The sequence below is a fragment of the Ruegeria sp. BHSA162 genome, from assembly GCF_059613385.1.
In genome coordinates, this window is record NZ_JBXWSK010000012.1 from 48,050 (window position 1) to 66,433 (window position 18,384).

19 protein-coding genes and 1 riboswitch are annotated in these 18,384 nt (G+C 62.5%); of the genes, 8 read left to right on the forward strand and 11 right to left on the reverse strand.

Going from position 1 to position 18,384, the window contains the following annotated elements; genetic code table 11:
* Positions 1-19: 19 nt before the first annotated feature.
* The 8 genes from AC2FM5_RS06155 to dnaK all read right to left on the reverse strand — a co-directional run bounded on the left by AC2FM5_RS06155 (position 20) and on the right by dnaK (position 7,700).
* On the reverse strand, positions 20-982 hold the full coding sequence (locus AC2FM5_RS06155; protein ID WP_496734470.1) for a ThiF family adenylyltransferase: 963 nt from the start codon (positions 980-982) through the stop codon (positions 20-22).
* Positions 979-1,575, reverse strand: a complete 597-nt coding sequence (locus tag AC2FM5_RS06160) for a thiamine phosphate synthase (protein ID WP_496734472.1) — start codon at positions 1,573-1,575, stop codon at positions 979-981. Before AC2FM5_RS06160 ends, AC2FM5_RS06155 begins: the two co-directional genes overlap by 4 nt.
* Positions 1,572-2,342 (reverse strand): thiazole synthase, encoded by a 771-nt coding sequence (locus tag AC2FM5_RS06165; protein ID WP_170342700.1) that lies wholly within the window; start codon positions 2,340-2,342, stop codon positions 1,572-1,574. Before AC2FM5_RS06165 ends, AC2FM5_RS06160 begins: the two co-directional genes overlap by 4 nt.
* A gap of 2 nt (positions 2,343-2,344) precedes the next feature.
* The gene (thiS, locus tag AC2FM5_RS06170) at positions 2,345-2,539 is read right to left on the reverse strand and encodes a sulfur carrier protein ThiS (RefSeq protein WP_170342698.1); all 195 of its coding nucleotides are present in this window, start codon (positions 2,537-2,539) and stop codon (positions 2,345-2,347) included.
* The gene (locus AC2FM5_RS06175) at positions 2,523-3,500 is read right to left on the reverse strand and encodes an FAD-dependent oxidoreductase (RefSeq protein WP_170361156.1); all 978 of its coding nucleotides are present in this window, start codon (positions 3,498-3,500) and stop codon (positions 2,523-2,525) included. The genes thiS and AC2FM5_RS06175 overlap by 17 nt, the downstream gene beginning before the upstream one ends.
* The gene (gene thiD, locus AC2FM5_RS06180) at positions 3,497-4,300 is read right to left on the reverse strand and encodes a bifunctional hydroxymethylpyrimidine kinase/phosphomethylpyrimidine kinase (protein WP_170342696.1); all 804 of its coding nucleotides are present in this window, start codon (positions 4,298-4,300) and stop codon (positions 3,497-3,499) included. Before thiD ends, AC2FM5_RS06175 begins: the two co-directional genes overlap by 4 nt.
* Before the next feature lie 46 nt (positions 4,301-4,346).
* Positions 4,347-4,449, reverse strand: a riboswitch (TPP riboswitch).
* Between the two features lie 126 nt (positions 4,450-4,575).
* Positions 4,576-5,718 carry a molecular chaperone DnaJ gene (gene dnaJ / locus AC2FM5_RS06185; protein ID WP_170361153.1) on the reverse strand — a complete coding sequence of 381 codons (1,143 nt, stop codon included), beginning with the start codon at positions 5,716-5,718 and terminating at the stop codon, positions 4,576-4,578.
* Between the two features lie 74 nt (positions 5,719-5,792).
* A complete protein-coding gene (gene dnaK, locus AC2FM5_RS06190) occupies positions 5,793-7,700 on the reverse strand; it encodes a molecular chaperone DnaK (RefSeq protein ID WP_170342692.1) in 1,908 nt (635 codons plus the stop codon).
* A gap of 213 nt (positions 7,701-7,913) precedes the next feature.
* On the opposite strand from dnaK, the gene AC2FM5_RS06195 reads away from it, so the two are divergent.
* Positions 7,914-8,516 carry an alpha-ketoglutarate-dependent dioxygenase AlkB family protein gene (locus tag AC2FM5_RS06195; RefSeq protein WP_170438939.1) on the forward strand — a complete coding sequence of 201 codons (603 nt, stop codon included), beginning with the start codon at positions 7,914-7,916 and terminating at the stop codon, positions 8,514-8,516.
* Here the strand turns inward: AC2FM5_RS06195 and AC2FM5_RS06200 are convergent.
* Complete coding sequence (locus tag AC2FM5_RS06200) at positions 8,513-9,334, reverse strand: ABC transporter permease (protein WP_093963926.1); 822 nt, start codon at positions 9,332-9,334, stop codon at positions 8,513-8,515. The genes AC2FM5_RS06195 and AC2FM5_RS06200 overlap by 4 nt on opposite strands.
* A 122-nt stretch (positions 9,335-9,456) precedes the next feature.
* Between AC2FM5_RS06200 and cysQ the strand changes: the two genes are divergently transcribed.
* From cysQ to AC2FM5_RS06235, 7 genes are all read left to right on the forward strand, one after another.
* The gene (gene cysQ, locus AC2FM5_RS06205) at positions 9,457-10,254 is read left to right on the forward strand and encodes a 3'(2'),5'-bisphosphate nucleotidase CysQ (RefSeq protein WP_496734476.1); all 798 of its coding nucleotides are present in this window, start codon (positions 9,457-9,459) and stop codon (positions 10,252-10,254) included.
* The gene (locus tag AC2FM5_RS06210) at positions 10,254-11,054 is read left to right on the forward strand and encodes a 3-deoxy-manno-octulosonate cytidylyltransferase family protein (protein WP_496734478.1); all 801 of its coding nucleotides are present in this window, start codon (positions 10,254-10,256) and stop codon (positions 11,052-11,054) included. The genes cysQ and AC2FM5_RS06210 overlap by 1 nt, the downstream gene beginning before the upstream one ends.
* Before the next feature lie 73 nt (positions 11,055-11,127).
* Positions 11,128-12,111: a UDP-glucose 4-epimerase GalE gene (galE, locus tag AC2FM5_RS06215; protein ID WP_170361146.1), complete on the forward strand. Its 984-nt coding sequence runs from the start codon at positions 11,128-11,130 to the stop codon at positions 12,109-12,111.
* Between the two features lie 7 nt (positions 12,112-12,118).
* Positions 12,119-13,162, forward strand: coding sequence for a glycosyltransferase family 2 protein (locus AC2FM5_RS06220; RefSeq protein WP_496734494.1), 1,044 nt, complete (start codon positions 12,119-12,121; stop codon positions 13,160-13,162).
* A gap of 185 nt (positions 13,163-13,347) precedes the next feature.
* Positions 13,348-14,334 (forward strand): glycosyltransferase family 2 protein, encoded by a 987-nt coding sequence (locus tag AC2FM5_RS06225; RefSeq protein ID WP_496734481.1) that lies wholly within the window; start codon positions 13,348-13,350, stop codon positions 14,332-14,334.
* Positions 14,331-16,034 carry a DUF5927 domain-containing protein gene (locus AC2FM5_RS06230; RefSeq protein ID WP_496734483.1) on the forward strand — a complete coding sequence of 568 codons (1,704 nt, stop codon included), beginning with the start codon at positions 14,331-14,333 and terminating at the stop codon, positions 16,032-16,034. Before AC2FM5_RS06225 ends, AC2FM5_RS06230 begins: the two co-directional genes overlap by 4 nt.
* 6 nt (positions 16,035-16,040) lie before the next feature.
* Positions 16,041-17,477, forward strand: coding sequence for a nodulation protein NodH (locus AC2FM5_RS06235; RefSeq protein WP_496734485.1), 1,437 nt, complete (start codon positions 16,041-16,043; stop codon positions 17,475-17,477).
* On the opposite strand, the gene AC2FM5_RS06240 is transcribed toward AC2FM5_RS06235, so the two are convergent.
* On the reverse strand, positions 17,461-17,979 hold the full coding sequence (locus AC2FM5_RS06240) for a L,D-transpeptidase family protein (RefSeq protein ID WP_093963918.1): 519 nt from the start codon (positions 17,977-17,979) through the stop codon (positions 17,461-17,463). The genes AC2FM5_RS06235 and AC2FM5_RS06240 overlap by 17 nt on opposite strands.
* Positions 17,980-18,035: 56 nt before the next feature.
* Positions 18,036-18,384 (reverse strand): ion transporter (locus AC2FM5_RS06245; RefSeq protein WP_496734487.1); only part of this gene is annotated, 349 nt, incomplete at its 5' end.

An 18,384-nucleotide genomic window follows, 5' to 3' on the forward strand; every position in this document is an offset into this window, starting at 1 on the left:
GTTTGCGTTTCCTTTTGCTTCACGACGTTGCGGCGGCGACCAGAACGATCCGGCCGGGCCAATGGGGGCGGAGTTCCTCGGCCGCGCGCCAGGCGCGTAGCCCGGTGGCACAGCAGAGAGCCAGCGTTTTGTCTTTGTTAGGGTCTGTTTTCAGCGCGTCGACCGTCAGGCGGCGGACGTTGGGGTGGATCGGCTGAGGGGCTTCATCGACGCTACGCAGATCGACGATCAGGTCGTCCGGGGTCAGCTGCGCGGGCGCGACAAAGTGGAAATGGCTGTCGGGCTCCGGCGCGGTGTCAAAGCGGAATCCGCTGCTGGAGCAGGTACGGCCATCCACCTGCACCATCTGGCCCAGGGGCGAGGGATCGAGGCCCAGGATCACGCCCAGCGCCATCTGCGCCTGCATCGCGCCGATCATCGCCACGACCGGGCCCAGAACGCCTGCGGTGGCGCAACTGGCCCCGCTGTCGGGGGCGTCGGGGAACACCGCGCGCAGGGACGGTCCGCCGCCGCAGAACCCGCCGACATACCCCGACAGGCCCAGGACCGAGGCGCTGATCAGCGGTTTGCCCTGCGCCAGGCAGGTATCCGACAGCGTATAGCTGGCCGCGTAACTGTCAGCGCAATCCAGAACCAGGTCGGCCTCGGCCACCAGATCAGCGGCATTCGCCGGTGTTAGAGCCTGTTTATTGGCCGCTACGGTGATCTCACTGTTCAGCGCCCGGCAGCGTTCGGCGGCGGCTTCGGCCTTGGGGCGGCCGCAATCGGATTCGGTGAACAGCGTCTGGCGGTGCAGATTCGACAGATCCACCGTATCGGGATCGACGATGGTCAGATGCCCCACCCCGGCCCCGGCCAGCAGCGGCAGTGCGGGCGCGGCCAGCCCCCCGGCGCCCACCACCAGAACCCGCGCGCGGGCAAGGCGGTTCTGCCCTTCGGCCCCGACCTCGGGCAGGATCATCTGGCGGGCGTAGCGGCTCATCGCGTGACCTCGATCCACTGCCGCACCCGCGCTTCGGGGTTGGGGTTAAGGGTAATGTCGGTGACGGCCGAGACGATGTCGGCGCCGGCCTGAAACACTCCCGGTGCGCGCTCGACGCTCATGCCACCAATGCCGACCAGAGGGATGTCGCCCACGCGCCGTTTCCACTCGGTCACGCGCGGCAGGCCCTGTTGGTGCCATTTCATCTTTTTCAGGATGGTCGGGTAGACCGGCCCCAGCGCCACATAGTTCGGGTCCATCGCCAGCACGCGTTCAAGCTCGTCATCGTCGTGGGTGGACACGCCCAGCTTCAGCCCAGCCTTGCGGATGGCGGGCAGGTCGGCGTCGTCCAAATCCTCCTGCCCCAGATGAATCCAGTCACATCCCGCGTCGATGGCGGCCTGCCAATAGTCGTTCACCACCAGCACCGCACCGTGGTCGCGGCACAGGGCCTGCGCGGCGGCGATTTCCATGCGCACCACCGTGTCGGGCTGGTCCTTGATGCGCAGCTGCACCAGCTTCACGCCCATCGGCAGCATCCGCCGCAGCCAATCGGTATGATCGAAGATCGGATAGAAGCGGTCTAGCGTCATGACAAAAAGGCCTTTCCGATCACCGGGGTCGAGGGTTCGGCCATGTCGCGCGGCTCGATCGGGTCGGCCTGATGCGCCAGTTGCCCGGCCTGCACCGCCAGCGCCATGGCCTGCGCCATCGCCACCGGATCGCCCGCGCGGGCGACGGCGGTGTTCAGCAGAACCGCGTCATAGCCCAGCTCCATCGCGTGGGCGGCGTGGCTGGGCAGACCGATGCCCGCATCCACCACCAGCGGCACGTCGGGAAACTCGGCCCGCATCGCGCGCAGGGCGTATTCGTTGTTCAGGCCCCGCCCCGACCCGATCGGCGCGCCCCAGGGCATCAGCACCTGGCACCCGGCGGCCAGCAGGCGTTCGGCCACGATCAGGTCTTCGGTGGTGTAGGGGAACACCTGAAACCCTTCGTCGGTCAGAATGCGCGCGGCCTCGACCAGTTGGAACACGTCGGGCTGCAGGCTGTCGGTGTGGCCGATCAGTTCCAGCTTGATCCACGGCGTGTCGAACACCTCGCGCGCCATGTGGGCGGTGGTGACGGCTTCTTTGACCGTGTGGCAGCCGGCGGTGTTGGGCAGGATCAGCACGCCCAGATCGCGGATCATCGACCAGAAGGCCTGACCCGCTCCGCCCGCGCCTTCGCGCCGCAGCGAGACAGTGGCGACACCCGCGACGCTGGCCCGGAACGCCTGTTCCAGGATCGCCGGGCTGGGATATTGCGCGGTGCCCAACATCAGCGGGTTGGGCAGTTCGGTGCCGTAAAACGTCTTCATCTTCATCCCCCCTGCATCGGTGCGACGACCTCAACCCGGTCGCCCTCGGCCAGTTTATGCGCGATGCGCAGGCTTGAGGGCACGAATTCCTCGTTCACCGCGGTGGCGACGCGGCCGGAAAAGCCGCATTCGGCCAGCAATTCGCCAAGGGTTTCGGCGCGCACCTCGCGCGGCTCGCCGTTAAGCACGATCTTCATCGACCATCTCCGAATGTGTGTTGTTCAGCGCCAGATCGGCCACGCCCCGGGCCAGCGCCGGGGCCAGCAGGTAGCCGTGGCGATACAACCCGTTGGCATAGATCGTCCGCCCCAGCCGGCGGATCCGCGGCAGGTTGTCGGGAAAGGCCGGGCGCAGATCGACGCCGATCTCCAGCACTTCGGCCTCGCCAAAGGCCGGGTTCAGCGCATAGGCCGCACTGAGCAGCTCCAGCATCGAGCGCGCGGTGATGCGGCTGCTGTCCTCGGTTTCGATCATCGTTGCGCCCAGCATATAGATGCCCTCGCCCCGCGGTACGACATAGAGCGGCATCCGGGGATGCAACAGGCGCACGGGCCGGGTCAGCGTCACGTCGGGGCAGCGGATCACCAGCATTTCCCCCTTCACACCGCGCAAATCATGCAGGATGTCGCGCGCGTGCAGGCCACGGCAGTCGATGGCGTTGTCCAGCCGCGACGGGGCCAGCTTGCGGTGGAATTCGACCCCTTTGTCCTGCAGGCCGCGATAGAGGTCCTGCAATGCCCGGCGAGGGTCCAGATGGGCCTCGTCGGCGAAGAACAGGCCTTGGGAAAACCCGTGCAGATCAGGCTCTAATTTGGCGATTTTCGCTTGATCGACCTGCGTGAATCCCTCGGTCCGGCGGGCAAAGCGGCGCAGGTCGGGCAGGTCGCGCGTGTTGGCCACGACCAGCGTTCCCTGCCGCGCGACCGGGGTGCGGGCCGCCCACCAGTCGATCGCCTGCTGCCCCAGCCTCAGCACCGGTTCCTCGGCATTTTCATATTCGCACCACGGCGCCAGCATGCCGCCGGCCCACCAGGAACACCCATGCGCACCGGGCGGCCCGCCCGGATCGAACACCTGTACCTGCGCGCCCCGCGCCACCAGTTCCGAGGCCACGGCCAAGCCGGCGACGCCGGCACCTATGACCGACCAGACCGTCACGCCGGCCATACCCGGTGGAAATGATGCACCGGCCCGTGGCCCGAGCCGACCTGCAGCTCGTCCGCGCGGGTGATCGCGCCTTGCAGGTAGTCATGCGCCTGCGCCACCGCATCGACCAGAGGCAGCCCCTTGGCCAGACCGGCCGCGACGGCCGAGGACAGGGTGCATCCGGTGCCGTGGGTGTTGCGCGTGTCCTGACGGGGCGCGGTAAATTCACCGATGACGCCGTTCTGATCGATCAGCAGATCATGGCAGGTATCGCCCTTGCCGTGTCCGCCTTTCATCAGGACGGCCCCAGCCCCCAGAGTGCACAGGTCATGGCCCTGCGCGACCATCTCCTCGGGCGTTTCGGCGACCAGCCGGTCCAGCAGACAGGCGGCCTCGGGCAGGTTCGGGGTCAGGACGGTGGCGCGGGGCAGCAGCACCTCGCGCAACGTTTGCACCGCCTCGCGCGCCAGCAGGGCATCGCCCGATTTGGCGATCATCACCGGGTCCAGCACGATGGGCCCGGCAAAGCCGGACAGGCCGTCGGCGACGGTTTGGATGATCTCGGGCGTGGCCAACATGCCGATCTTGACCGCGCGCACGTCCAGATCGGACAGAACCGCGTCGATCTGCGCGGCGATCACGTCCAGCGGGATACCATGCACAGCGGTGACCGCCTGCGTGTTCTGGGCGGTGACCGCGGTGATGACACTGGCACCGAACACACCCAGCGCCGACATCGCTTTGAGATCGGCCTGAATACCGGCCCCTCCGCCGCTGTCGGATCCTGCGATGGTCAAAGCGATATGCGCCATGTCGCTCCCTTCTTGCATGTGGGGCAACGCGGGCATGGAAAACGTCTGAGTGTTTTAGACCGTTCCCTCCGCCGGTATTGCCCGGATCAGGTTCGATGGGTTGGCTCGCGCCTCTCAGCCCCGGTTCCGGGGCACCCCAACGGTTGGCGCGGACATTCTCAAGGCTGAGGCCGAGAATCAAGGGCCAATTCCGCGCAGTTTCGGGCCAATCTGGACTTAGAAAACAAAAAAGCCGGCGATGATACGCCGGCCTTTCGGGGTCTGGAACGCTGGGATCAGCTTTGCATCCTTTCCCAGAAGGATTTAACGGACGAGAAAAAGCTTTTCGATTCCGGGTGGTTGTCCTCTCCCAGATCGTCGAACTCCTGCAGCAGCTCTTTTTGCCGCGCGGTCAGGTTGACCGGAGTCTCGACCGCAAGCTCGATGAACATGTCACCGATACCGCCGCCCCGCAGCGCAGGCATACCCTTGCCGCGCAGGCGCATCTGCCGGCCCGACTGGCTGCCGGCCGGAATCTGCACCCGGCCGCGGCCACCGTCGATGGTGGGCACTTCGATCGAGCCGCCCAGCGCCGCCTTCGCCATGCTGACAGGCACGCGGCAATACAGGTTCGGGCCGTCCCGCTCGAACAGTTTGTGCGGAGTCACCTCGACAAAGATGTAGAGATCGCCCGGAGGACCGCCGCGCATTCCGGCCTCGCCCTCGCCCGCCAAACGGATACGGGTGCCAGTTTCGACGCCCGCCGGAATGTTGACCGACAGCGCGCGTTCCTTCTCGACCCGGCCCGAGCCATGGCAGGATTTGCAGGGGTTCTTGATGATTTGTCCCAGACCAGCACAGGTCGGGCAGCTGCGCTCGACAGTGAAAAAGCCCTGTTGTGCGCGTACCTTGCCCATGCCGGAACAGGTCGGGCAGGTGGTTGGTTCAACTCCGCCCTCGGCGCCGGTGCCCTCGCAGGACGAACAGGCCACGGCTGTCGGGACGTTGATGGTTTTCTGCAGGCCGGAATAGGCCTCTTCCAGCGAAACCCTCAGGTTGTAGCGAAGGTCCGAACCGCGAGCAGCCCGGCGACCGCCGCCGCCACGCTGTCCCCCCATGAAATCGCCGAACAGGTCATCGAACACATCGGAAAACGCGCTGGAGAAATCGCCCGATCCAAAGCCGCCACCACGCTGGCCGCCGCCCATGCCATTCTCGAACGCAGCATGGCCGAACCGGTCATACGCGGCCTTTTTGTCAGCGTCGCGCAGAACGTCATAGGCCTCGTTGGCCTCTTTGAAAAGGGCCTCGGCATCCGGGTTGTCTTTGTTGCGATCGGGGTGCAGCTCTTTCGCCTTCCGGCGAAAAGCTTTCTTGATCTCATCCGCCGAAGCACCCTTGGACACGCCGAGCACTTCGTAATAGTCGCGTTTTGACATCGGTATTTCCTTCTGCCTCAACGTAAACGGGCCGGCCCGGCATCCGGACCGGCCCGAATTGGCCCGGTTACCCGTTAGTTGCGCTTGTCATCGTCCAGGTCTTCGAACTCGGCATCGACGATGTCGTCATCGCCGGGACCCGCATCCGCGGCTGCCGGTTCGTCGCTGGCCTCTTCGGACTGCGCCTTGTAGATCGCCTCGCCCAGTTTCATGGCCGCTTCGGTCACGTTCTGGATGCCGGCCTTGATCTTGTCGGCATTGTCCGACTCGACCTCGTCCTTGAGGGCCGCCAGCGCCAGTTCGATGGCCTCGATGGTCGACGGATCGACCTTGTCGCCATGCTCCTCGATCGATTTCTCGGTCGCGTGGATCAGGCTTTCGGCCTGGTTCTTGGCTTCGACCAGCTCCTTGCGCTTGCGGTCGGCTTCGGCGTTTTCCTCGGCGTCCTTGACCATCTTTTCGATGTCTTCTTCCGACAGTCCGCCCGAGGCCTGGATCGTGATCTTCTGTTCCTTGCCGGTGCCTTTGTCCTTGGCCGAAACCGAAACAATGCCGTTGGCGTCGATGTCGAAGGTCACCTCGATCTGAGGCATGCCGCGCGGGGCCGGCGGGATGTCTTCAAGGTTGAACTGGCCCAGGATCTTGTTGTCCGCAGCCATTTCACGCTCACCCTGGAACACCCGGATGGTCACGGCGTTCTGGTTGTCCTCGGCGGTCGAGAAGACCTGGGACTTCTTGGTCGGGATCGTGGTGTTGCGGTCGATCAGGCGGGTGAACACGCCGCCCAGAGTTTCGATGCCCAGCGACAGCGGGGTCACGTCCAGCAGAACCACGTCCTTGACGTCGCCTTGCAGAACACCGGCCTGGATCGCAGCACCCATGGCCACGACTTCGTCCGGGTTCACACCTTTGTGCGGCTCCTTGCCGAAGAACTTGGTCACCTCTTCGATGACTTTCGGCATCCGGGTCATACCACCGACCAGAACAACCTCATCCACATCGCTGGCCGAGATGCCGGCGTCTTTCAGAGCGGCCTGGCAGGGCTTCAGCGACTTCTTGATCAGGTCGCCGACCAGCGATTCCAGCTTGGCACGGGTCAGCTTCATGACCATGTGCAGCGGCTGACCGTTCGCGCCCATCGAGATGAACGGCTGGTTGATCTCGGTCTGGGTGGTCGAGCTAAGCTCGATCTTGGCCTTCTCTGCGGCTTCCTTCAGACGCTGCAGCGCCATCTTGTCCTGGCTCAGGTCGACGCCGTGTTCCTTTTTGAACTCGTCGGCCAGGTAGTTGACGATGCGCATGTCAAAGTCTTCACCACCCAGGAAGGTGTCACCATTGGTCGATTTGACCTCGAACAGGCCGTCGTCGATTTCCAGAATGGTCACGTCGAAGGTACCACCGCCAAGGTCATAGACCGCGATGGTCTGGCTGTCCTGCTTGTCCAGGCCATAGGCCAGCGCGGCGGCAGTCGGTTCGTTGATGATCCGCAGCACTTCCAGACCGGCGATCTTGCCTGCGTCCTTGGTGGCCTGACGCTGAGCGTCGTTGAAATAGGCCGGAACGGTGATCACGGCCTGCGTGACTTCTTCACCCAGATAGCTTTCAGCGGTTTCTTTCATCTTGCCGAGGATGAAGGCCGAGATCTGGCTTGGAGAGTATTTCTGCCCGCGGGCCTCGACCCAAGCGTCGCCGTTGCCGCCATCGACGATGGCGTAGGGCACCATTTTCTTGTCCTTCTGGACTTCTGCGTCATCCACACGACGCCCGATCAGGCGCTTGACGCCAAAAATCGTGTTGTCGGGGTTGGTGACCGCCTGGCGTTTCGCCGGCTGCCCGACCAGTCGCTCGTCTTCGGTGAAGGCGACGATCGAGGGCGTGGTCCGCGCCCCTTCCGCGTTTTCGATGACCTTCGGCTGCGCGCCGTCCATGATGGCTACGCACGAGTTGGTGGTCCCGAGGTCAATCCCGATTACTTTTCCCATTTTTCGATCCCTTTCTTTTCAAGGCGATGTCCCGAGGCCGGAACCCGTTACGGCATCCCTGCCCCGATCTGCTGGGCGCGACAGGTCTACACCATCGCGCGTCCCGGCGTATATAAGGGCGAGGCCTGAGGCCTGCAAGCGTTGTGAAATGCAGGTTTTCGGGAATCTTGGGCCTTTTTTGGCAAGGATTTCGAAAGGAATGAGGTTTCTGTCATGACGCGCCTGAATTTACGGGGGTTCGACATCCGAAAAGGCCATCTGGACGGCGCTGCTCAGCGGCAGATCATCGAGCTACTGCGGCCGATTCTGAAAGCCGCTCCGCTGTTTCATCCCAGCACCACTTCGGGGCGCAAGATGTCGGTTCGCATGACGTCGGCCGGAACGTTGGGCTGGGTGTCGGACGGGGCCGGATACCGGTACCAGGACGCGCACCCCAAGGGCATGGCGTGGCCTGCCATTCCGGACCCGATCCTGTCGATCTGGCGCGACCTTGCCGGAACCGCTCGAGATCCCGATTGCTGTCTGATCAACTACTACGGCGAAGGCGCAAAGATGGGAATGCACCAGGACAAGGACGAGGCCGATTTCTCGTGGCCGGTCCTGTCGGTTTCGTTGGGCGATGACGCCTTGTTCCGGATCGGCAACACGACCCGCGGCGGCAAAACCGAGTCCGTCTGGCTGAGTTCCGGCGACGTGGTCGTCATGGGCGGTCCCGCCCGGTTGGCCTATCACGGTATCGACCGGATCCGCTTCGGCTCTTCGCGCCTGCTGCCCAAAGGGGGCCGGATCAACCTGACGCTGCGCGTGGCAACCTAACGGCGCGCATCCCAGCTTTTCGAGATGTGCTTGCGGGTAAAGAACTCTCCCAGCAACCCGATCATCATCAGGGCGATACCGACCCAAAGCGCATATTCCCAGCTGGAGTTGCGCGGAAAATAGTTGCGAAACACGAAACCGCGGCACTGATCGATCACGTGAAACAACGGGTTCCAGGCGAACATGGCCAGCATCCATCCGCCCAGCGCATTGCCCACGAACATCTTGCCCGAGAAGATCATGTTCATCCGGCGATAGACATTGCTGAGAATGGTGGAGGTCTGCGGCATCCACGGCTTGAGCGCCATGAAGACCAGACCGACCGCGCAGCCGGTGTACCACGCAAGGATCAGCATCGCGAACGCGCCGCCCGGGTCCTGCATCTCGATCGGATTGACCGCGACGCTGTAGACGAACAGGATCACCAGGATTGAAACGACCTGCGTGTACAAGGTCCCGAAGGCGGCGGCCAAAAGCAGAACCATCATGTTCATCGGCGAATGCAGCATCATGGGGTTGTTGGTGCCTCCAAGCCCCGCGATCGCACCGACGGACTTGATGTGCGTCATGAACAGAAAGATGCCGGACAGGATGTACAGGATGAACTCACCCCGGATCTTGGCCACCCGTCCGCCCAGAAACGACATGATGAAATAGAACACGGTCGCCATCAAAACGACCTGGACGATGTTCATCATGATGGCGATTACGGCGTTGGAATGCTGCGAGCGGATGTTGCGGACCACGGCATGAAACACCAGTTCCGCAAGGTTGAATGCCCCACCCACAAGGCTGCTGCTTCGCTTGTAATAGAACACTCGAACGCTCTTTCCCGGTTTTGTTCCGCCAGCGTGGCACGAATTCCTTGCCGTTCCGTATCCGGCACAGCATAAGTTCGTCAGGTTTTCGGATCAACAAACCATGGAAACGGAGCATTTTTGTGACCTATGACGACCTCATCCCCGTGATCAGACGCCTGGCCCTGGAAGCGGGCGACAAGATCATGGAGATCTACGATGCCGATGATTTTGACGTGAAGGTCAAATCCGATTCCAGCCCCGTGACCGAAGCCGACGAAGCTGCCGATGCCCTGATCTCGGCCGGGCTGCGCGCCGCCTTCCCCGACATCCTGCTGGTGACCGAGGAACAGGCCGCATCGCACAGCAAGCAGGGCGACACCTTTCTGATCGTCGATCCGCTGGACGGCACCAAGGAATTCATCAACCGACGTGGCGATTTCACCGTGAACATCGCGCTGGTCGAAAACGGCGTGCCCACCCGCGGCGTGGTCTATGCCCCGGCCCGCGGGCGCATGTTCTATACCCTGGCCGATGGCCGCTCGGCCGAGGAAACTGGCGCCCTGGACAAGGACAAACCGGGCGAAGTGACCCCGATTTCAGTCTCTCATCCTGACAATTCGGCGCTTTTGGTGGTGGCTTCGAAATCGCATCGCGACCAGGCTACGGATGACTACATCAACAAATACCAGGTCAAAGACAGCAAGTCGGCGGGCTCCTCGCTGAAATTCTGCCTTGTGGCCACGGGCGAGGCCGACCTCTACCCGCGTGTCGGCCGCACGATGGAGTGGGACACTGCCGCAGGCCACGCGGTTCTGGCCGGTGCCGGGGGCCATGTGGTGCGTTTCGACGACCACACGCCGCTGACCTACGGCAAGGAGGGCTATGCCAACCCGTTCTTCATCGCCTATGCCCCCGGCGTCGAACTCAAGGAGGCCTGATGTCGGTTCTGATCGCGATCCCCGCCCGCTATGCCTCGACCCGCTATCCGGGCAAACCGCTGGTGCCGCTGACCGGCGCAACGGGAAAGCCCATGACCCTGATCGAAAGGTCGTGGCGCGCGGCCATGTCGGTTTCGGACGTCGACCGGGTGGTGGTGGCCACCGATGACGACCGTATCCGCGCTGCAGCCGAGGGCTTTGGCGCCGAGGTGGTGATGACCACGGAAAGCTGCGCCAACGGCACCGAACGCTGCGCCGAGGCGCATGACAGGTTGGGCGGCGGGTACGAGATCGTGGTCAACCTGCAGGGCGACGCCCCCCTGACCCCGCATTGGTTCATCGAGGATCTGGTCAATGGCCTGCGCGCCGCGCCCGAGGCCGGCGTGGCCACGCCGGTGCTGCGGTGCGACGGCGAGGCGCTGAACGGGCTGCTGAACGACCGCAGGCATGGCCGGGTGGGCGGCACCACCGCCGTCTTCGCGACCGATCACAGCGCGCTCTATTTCTCGAAGGAAGTGATCCCCTTCACCGCCGAAACCTATGCCGGGTCGGATCCGACGCCGGTGTTCCACCATGTGGGCGTCTACGCCTACCGGCCCGACGCGCTGGCCGCCTATCCGGGCTGGCCGGTCGGGCCGCTGGAACGGCTCGAGGGGCTGGAACAGCTGCGGTTCATGGAAAACGGGCGCAAGGTTCTGTGTGTCGAGGTCGAGGCAAAAGGCCGTCAGTTCTGGGAGTTGAACAATCCGCAGGACGTGGCCAGGATCGAAAGCATGATGGCCGCGATGGGGTTGGAATAGGCGCAAATTCCCCGTTCCGCGCGGGCGGCCGGGCAGCTAATCCATGACGGGCAGACATTCGGCAGGACCACGGATGACAAACATACTCGTGACCGGCGGCGCCGGATATATCGGATCTCATGCCTGCAAGGCGCTGGCGCAGGCGGGCTATGTGCCCGTGACTTATGACAACCTTGTCACCGGCTGGCAGGATGCGGTGAAATTCGGCCCCTTCGAACAGGGCGATCTGCTGGACCGCGCGCGGCTGGAGCAGGTCTTTGCCAAGTACCAACCGGCGGCGGTGATGCATTTCGCCGCGCTCAGCCAGGTCGGCGAAGCCATGAGCGAGCCGGGCCGGTACTGGCGCAACAACGTCACCGGATCGCTGAACCTGATTGAGGCGGCTGTGGCCGCCGGCTGCCTGGACTTCGTGTTCTCGTCCACCTGTGCAACCTATGGCGACCACGACAACGTGGTGCTGGACGAAACCACGCCGCAACACCCGCTGAACGCCTATGGCGCCTCCAAACGCGCGATCGAGGACATCTTGCGCGATTTCGAACAGGCGCACGGGCTGAACCACGTGATCTTTCGCTATTTCAACGTGGCCGGTGCCGACCCTGACGGCGACGTGGGCGAGTTCCACCGCCCCGAGACCCATCTGGTTCCGCTGTTGTTGGACGCGATCGACGGGAAGCGCGACGCTCTGACCGTCTATGGCACCGATTACGACACGCCCGACGGCACCTGCATCCGCGACTATGTCCATGTCTGCGACCTGGTGGATGCGCACGTGCTGGGCCTGCGCTGGCTGGAACAGGGCAAGGGCAGCCGAGTGTTCAACCTGGGCACCGGCACCGGGTTTTCGGTGAAAGAGGTGATCGCGCAGTCGCACAGCGTGACCAATCGCGAGGTGCCCTTCATCACCGGTCCGCGCCGGCCGGGCGACTGCACCAAGCTGGTGTCAGGCTCGACCCGGGCCGAGGCCGAACTGGGCTGGCGGCCCAAACGGTCGCGGCTGGAAGTGATGATCGCCGATGCCTGGCGCTGGCATCAGAATGGCCATTACGAAAAGTGATCATGCCATGGGCGCCGCGCACCACCATGACGAAAACGCCCTGGGCTGGGTTCGCAGATACCGTCTGCGCCTGAAGCGCAAGCGCCTGTTGTGGCGGTCCTTCCGCAGCCGCCACGCGTTGACGCCGGTTTCGGACAAGACCCGGCTGATCGCGCCCACCGACATTCTGGCCTTCACCACCCTGCGCAACGAGATCGAGCGCCTGCCCTGGTTCTTGCGCCACTATCGCCGGCTGGGGGTCGATCATTTCCTGATGGTCGACAACGGCAGCGATGACGGTTCGACCACCTATCTGCTGAACCAGCCGGACGTGTCGCTGTGGCAAACGCAGGCCAGCTATCGCGAGGCTCGGTTCGGGCTGGACTGGCTGACTTGGTTGCAGATGCGGCATGGCCATGGTCATTGGACGCTGATGGTGGATGCGGACGAACTGCTGATCTATGCCCATCACGACAGCCGCGACCTGCGCGATCTGACGGGATGGCTGGACCAAATCGGACAGCCGGCCTTTGGCGCGCTGATGCTTGATCTATACCCGAAAGGCCCGTTGGGCGCGGTGCCCTATGATCCCGAGACCGACCCGACCGAAACTTTGAACTGGTTCGATTCCGGCCCTTACAGGGCCCGCCGGCAAGAGCCGCTGGGAAACCTGTGGGTGCAAGGCGGCGTTCGCGAACGCGCCTTCTTTGCCGATTGCCCGGACCGGTCTCCGACCCTGAACAAGATTCCGTTGGTGAAGTGGGACCGTCGCTATGCCTTCGTGAACTCCTGTCACTCGGCCCTGCCCCGACACCTGAATTTTGCCTATGGCGGGCCTTCCGGGCAAACCCCCTCGGGCGTCCTGTTGCACACGAAATTCCTGCCGCAAGTCGTCGAGAAGTCGCGCATCGAAAAACAAAGGCGCCAGCATTTTCATGATCCCGACCAATTCGGGCCATACTATGATGGCATCATTGCCGGGCCCGACCTTTGGACTCCACTATCAGAACGGTATTCAGGCTGGGCGCATCTGCAGAGCCTTGGACTGCTGTCAGCGGGCGGGTGGACGTGAACGGGGAATCCTGTGCCTCAAAAACCCATGCTTGGCTAACGGCTTTTAAATACATTGCTTCGCAAGGTGCGAAAATGTCATAAAACGTTAGTGTCCGGCTCCCGTCTGACCAAATGCGGACCCCGGGCATGCTCGCGTATTACAAGAAGGTTGGGCAGCGCGTGAGCCTTTTGGATTCTTACCGGATGAGACTGCGGCGCAAGCGCCGTCTTGTGCGCTGCATCCGCCGAAGACGCGACCTGCGCACCGTCCGCAACAACACCCGGCAGATCCGGTCCGGTGATGTTCTGCTGATGAGCGTCGTGCGCAACGAAAAGATCCGCCTGCCCTATTTTCTGGACTATTACCGCAAGCTGGGCGTCCGGCATTTCCTGTTCGTCGACAATGACAGCACGGATGGAACGCTGGACTATCTCAAGGCGCAGCCCGATGTATCGGTCTGGTATACGAATGCCAGCTATCGCCGCTCGACATTCGGGATCGACTGGTCCAACTACTTGCTGCGGAAATACGTCCATGGACACTGGGTCCTGACCGTAGATCCGGACGAGTTCCTGATCTATCCGTTCTGCGACACACGTCCCATCGACGCGCTGACCGACTGGCTGGACGGCACCGGGGTGCGCAGTTTCGGGACGATGCTGCTGGACATGTATCCCGAGGGGCCGATACAGGACGCCACCTATCACGAGGGGCAGGACCCGTTCGAGATTGCCGCATGGTTCGACTCGGGCAACTACATGATCACCAAGAACCCGGCCTATGGAAACCTGTGGATCCAGGGTGGGCCACGGGCAAGGGTTTTCTTTCAGGACAAGCCCGCGAAAGCGCCCGCGCTGAACAAGATCCCTCTGGTCAAATGGGATCGGCGCTATGTCTATGTCAGCTCGACCCATGCCCTGCTGCCGCGCGGCCTGAACCAAGTCTACGACGAGTGGGGCGGCGAGAAAACCAGCGGCGCATTGCTGCATGCCAAGCTGATCAACACGCTGGGTGACAAAGCCCGCGAAGAACTGCAGCGCGGTGAACACTACCGCGCGTCCGGCGAATACAGGGCCTATGTCGACCAGTTGGAGAGCAAACCGGTTTTCTGGTGCAAATGGTCCGAGAAATACATCAATTGGCGCCAACTTGAGATTCTGGGTCTGATGTCCAAAGGGAACTGGGCATGAGCGGGACCCTGGGCATCGTGATGCTGGTCCACACTGCGCTGGACCGGGCTGAGCAGGTTGCCCGGCACTGGACCGCGGCAGGTTGTCCGGTGGTCATCCACGTCGACCGCAAGGTCGACCCGGCCGTGTTCAAAGACTTTGTCGCAGCCTGCGGGGATGATCCGCTGATCCTGTTCTGCGACCGCCAGGTCTGCGAGTGGGGCGGCTGGGGCATCGTTGCCGCTTCGCAATCGGCCGCGACGCTGATGCTGGAGCGCTTTCCCGACACACGCCATGTCTTTCTGTCATCCGGCTCTTGCCTGCCATTGCGCCCGGTTCAGGACCTGATCGATTACCTGAGCGACCGGCCCCGCGTGGATTTCATTGAAAGCGCCACCACCGCCGATGTCAGCTGGACCGTGGGCGGGCTGGACCTCGAACGTTTTACCCTGCGGTTTCCCTTCTCGTGGCGCAAACACCGCAAGCTGTTTGACCGCTTCGTCAAGCTTCAGCGCGCGGTCGGATATCGGCGGACAATCCCCAACGGGCTGATCCCGCATATGGGCAGCCAGTGGTGGTGCTTGACGCGGCAGACCCTGACCGCGATCCTGCAGGACCCCAAGCGAGGTGTCTATGATCGATATTTCCGGCATGTATGGATCCCCGACGAAAGCTATTTCCAGACGCTGGCGCGGCTCTATTCCACCCAGATCGAAAGCCGATCGCTGACCCTGTCGAAATTCGACTATCAGGGCCGCCCGCACATCTTCTATGACGATCACCTGCAGTTGCTGCGCCGATCCGATTGTTTCGTCGCCCGCAAGATCTGGCCGCGCGCCGACCGGCTGTATCAGGCGTTTCTGAACGATCAGTCCCTCGCCGGAAAACCCGCCGAGCCCAATCCCGGCAAGATTGACCGCGTATTTTCCAAAGCGGTCGAGCGTCGTACCCGCGGCCGCGACGGCCTGTACATGCAAAGCCGTTTTCCCCGCCATGGCAGCGAAAACGGCCTGACCGCGTTTCCTTACTCCGTGTTTCAGGGTTTTTCCGAGTTGTTTGAGGGCTTTGAAAGCTGGCTGGGCAATGCGTCAGGCGCCCGCGTCCATGGGCATCTTTTCAACCCCAAGCGCGCCGAATTCGCCGAAGGAGAGACTATCCTGAACGGGTCCCTCAGCGACAACGCCATTTTGCGCGACTACAATCCGACGGCGTTTCTGTCGAACCTGATCTGGAACACCCGGGGCGAACGCCAGTGTTTTCAATTCGGCCCCGCTGACACCCAGAAGATCAATTGGTTTCTGGCGAGAGACAAGAACGCACAGGTCTGCGTGGTCACCGGTGCCTGGGCTGTTCCCCTGTTTCGGTCGAACATGAATTTCGCCGACATCCGCGCCGAAGCGGCCCGCCTGCAAAAGATTGAGACCGAACAGCTTGAGGTGCTGGATTCCGTGTGGACCAAAGCGCGCGTGCATGTTTGGTCAATGGCCGAGTTCGTTGAATCCCCGATGGAACACCTGCAAACCGTTCTTGAAGGGATGGGCGCGACGCAGCCCAGCCATCTGATCGAGGCGCCGACGATGGTTGATCTGGCCGGGTTTGGAAAGTTCCTGCAAAACCTCAAGAACCAGGGAATGCACCCTCACCTGATGGGCGACTTTCCTGCCGACGATGTATTCGGCAATCAGACCCGCCCGTATCGCAAGCCCTACCTGGTGCAATGACCCCGCATGCCGACCGACTTTGACTATTTCATCATTCTTGCCGAAATGCGCACCGGGTCGAACCTACTGGAGGCAAACCTGAATGCGTTGGACGGCGTGCAGTGTCATGGCGAGGCGTTCAATCCGCACTTCATCGGATACCCGAAAGCAACCGAAGTGCTGGGACTTTCACTGGAAGACAGGGATGCTGCGCCGGACCGCCTGATCGAAGCAATGCGTTCCGCGCCGGAGGGTCTGCAGGGGTTCCGGTTTTTTCACTCGCACGACCCGCGGGCCCTGGCGATGGCGCTGAACGATCCGCGCTGCGCAAAGATCATTCTCAACCGCAACCCGTTGGACAGCTACATCTCGCTCAAGATTGCGCGGGAGACCCAGCAGTGGATGCTGACCAACGTGAAACGCAGGCGCGCCACCAAGGTTGCGTTTGATGGGGACGAGTTTCGGGACTACGTGGATGAGCAGCAGGCGTTTCAGCTGAGTTTAGTCAATCAGCTGCAAAAAACGGGCCAGACCGCATTTTACATCGGTTACGAGGATCTGACCCAACTGGATGTTCTGAACGGACTGGCGGCATGGCTGGGGGTTGAGGCGCGTCTGGATCAACTGGCTCCGGATCTCAAACCTCAGAACCCGGAACCGGCCTTATCCAAGGTGACCAATCCCGAAGCCATGGATGCGGCCCTTGCGGCGCTGGACCGGTTCAACCTGCACCGAACGCCGAACTTTGAACCACGACGGGGCCCGGCCGTTTCGCGTCATATCGCGGCCGCGGAAACGCCGTTGATGTATCTGCCGATCCGTGGTGGACCGGAACAGATCGTGGTTCAATGGATGTCCGAACTTGATGGCGGCGAGCTAATCACCGACCGAAACCAGAAACAGGTGCGCCGCTGGATGAAGGCGCATCCGGGTCACCGGAAATTCACGGTCCTGCGACACCCGTTGGCGCGGGCGCATTCGGTGTTTTGCGAACGGATCCTGGGCACCGGGCCCGGCGCATATGCCGGAATCCGAAACCGGCTGCGCAACGGGTTCAAGTTGCCGATCCCGGGCCAGGTGCGCGATGGAAACTATTCGCTCGAACAGCACTATCAGGCGTTTTCGGCGTTTCTTGAGTTTCTGCAGCTGAATCTCTCTGGCCAGACCCCGATCCGGGTCGACGGGCTGTGGTGCACGCAGGCCCGCATGCTGGAGGGGATTGCGGACTTTGCCCTGCCCGACCTCATACTGCGCGAGGAAGAGATGGCCACCGCGCTACCGGATCTGGCCCGCGGCCTGGGGCACAATGCCCCGCCGAAGCCCGGCGTGCCCGCGCCGGACCAGCCCTATTCGTTGGATCAGATCTACGACGACAGGCTCGAAGCGCTGGCCGAGGAAACCTATCAGCGCGACTATCTGCAGTTCGGATTCGGGAAATGGCGGCCTATCAGGGACGCACGGTGATCAACGTACCTTCGTTCACCATCGCATAGATCTCTTCGATCTCTTCGTTCTTGACGGCGATGCAGCCAGCGGTCCAATCCGGTGTCTTCTTCGCGCGCTTGAATTCCTTGCGCAGGTTCGGTTGGCCGTGAATGAAAATGTCTCCACCCGGGTCGAAGCCCATCGCCTTTGCCTTGGCGATATCCTGGCTGTTGGGATAGGAAATCCCCAGCGACAGGTGATATCGGCTGCGAGGGTTGCGGCGATCGATCAGGTAGGTGCCCTCGGGTGTGCGACCGTCTCCGCGCTTGACCTTTGTGCCGCTTGGAGCGAACCCAAGCTCGACATCATACTCACGCAAGATCTGCTCGTGATGCAGCAGGTACATCTTGCGCGCGCCCTTGTTCACCACGATGGATGTCACCTCGGGTCCGTTGTAGGTCAGAAACCGGGGGCCCGCACTTCCACAAGCCGAAAGGCTCAGTGTTGCCAGTGCACCCAATCCAAATGCTCGACGATCCATGATTTCACTGCCTGCTCGTTTTTTCGCATAATGCCAAAATCCGGCAGAAACGGAAATCACTTTTTGCTGTTCATGTGCTCGGTCAGGCGGCGTTCGATCGACTCCAACCGGTCCAGCACCTCGTCCCGATAGGCATCCGTCTTGACTTCATCCTCGGCGTGGTGGGCATCCTGCATCGAATTCACGATCAGACCGACCAGCAGGTTCACGACCGCGAAGGTCGTGACCATGATGAAGGGCACGAAGAACAGCCAGGCGTAGGGATACACCTCCATCACCGGGCGGACGATGCCCATCGACCAGCTTTCCAGCGTCATGATCTGGAACAGGGTGTAGGCCGACAGACCCAGATCACCGAACCACTCCGGAAAGCTGTCCGAGAACAGTTTGGTCGAGATCACCGCG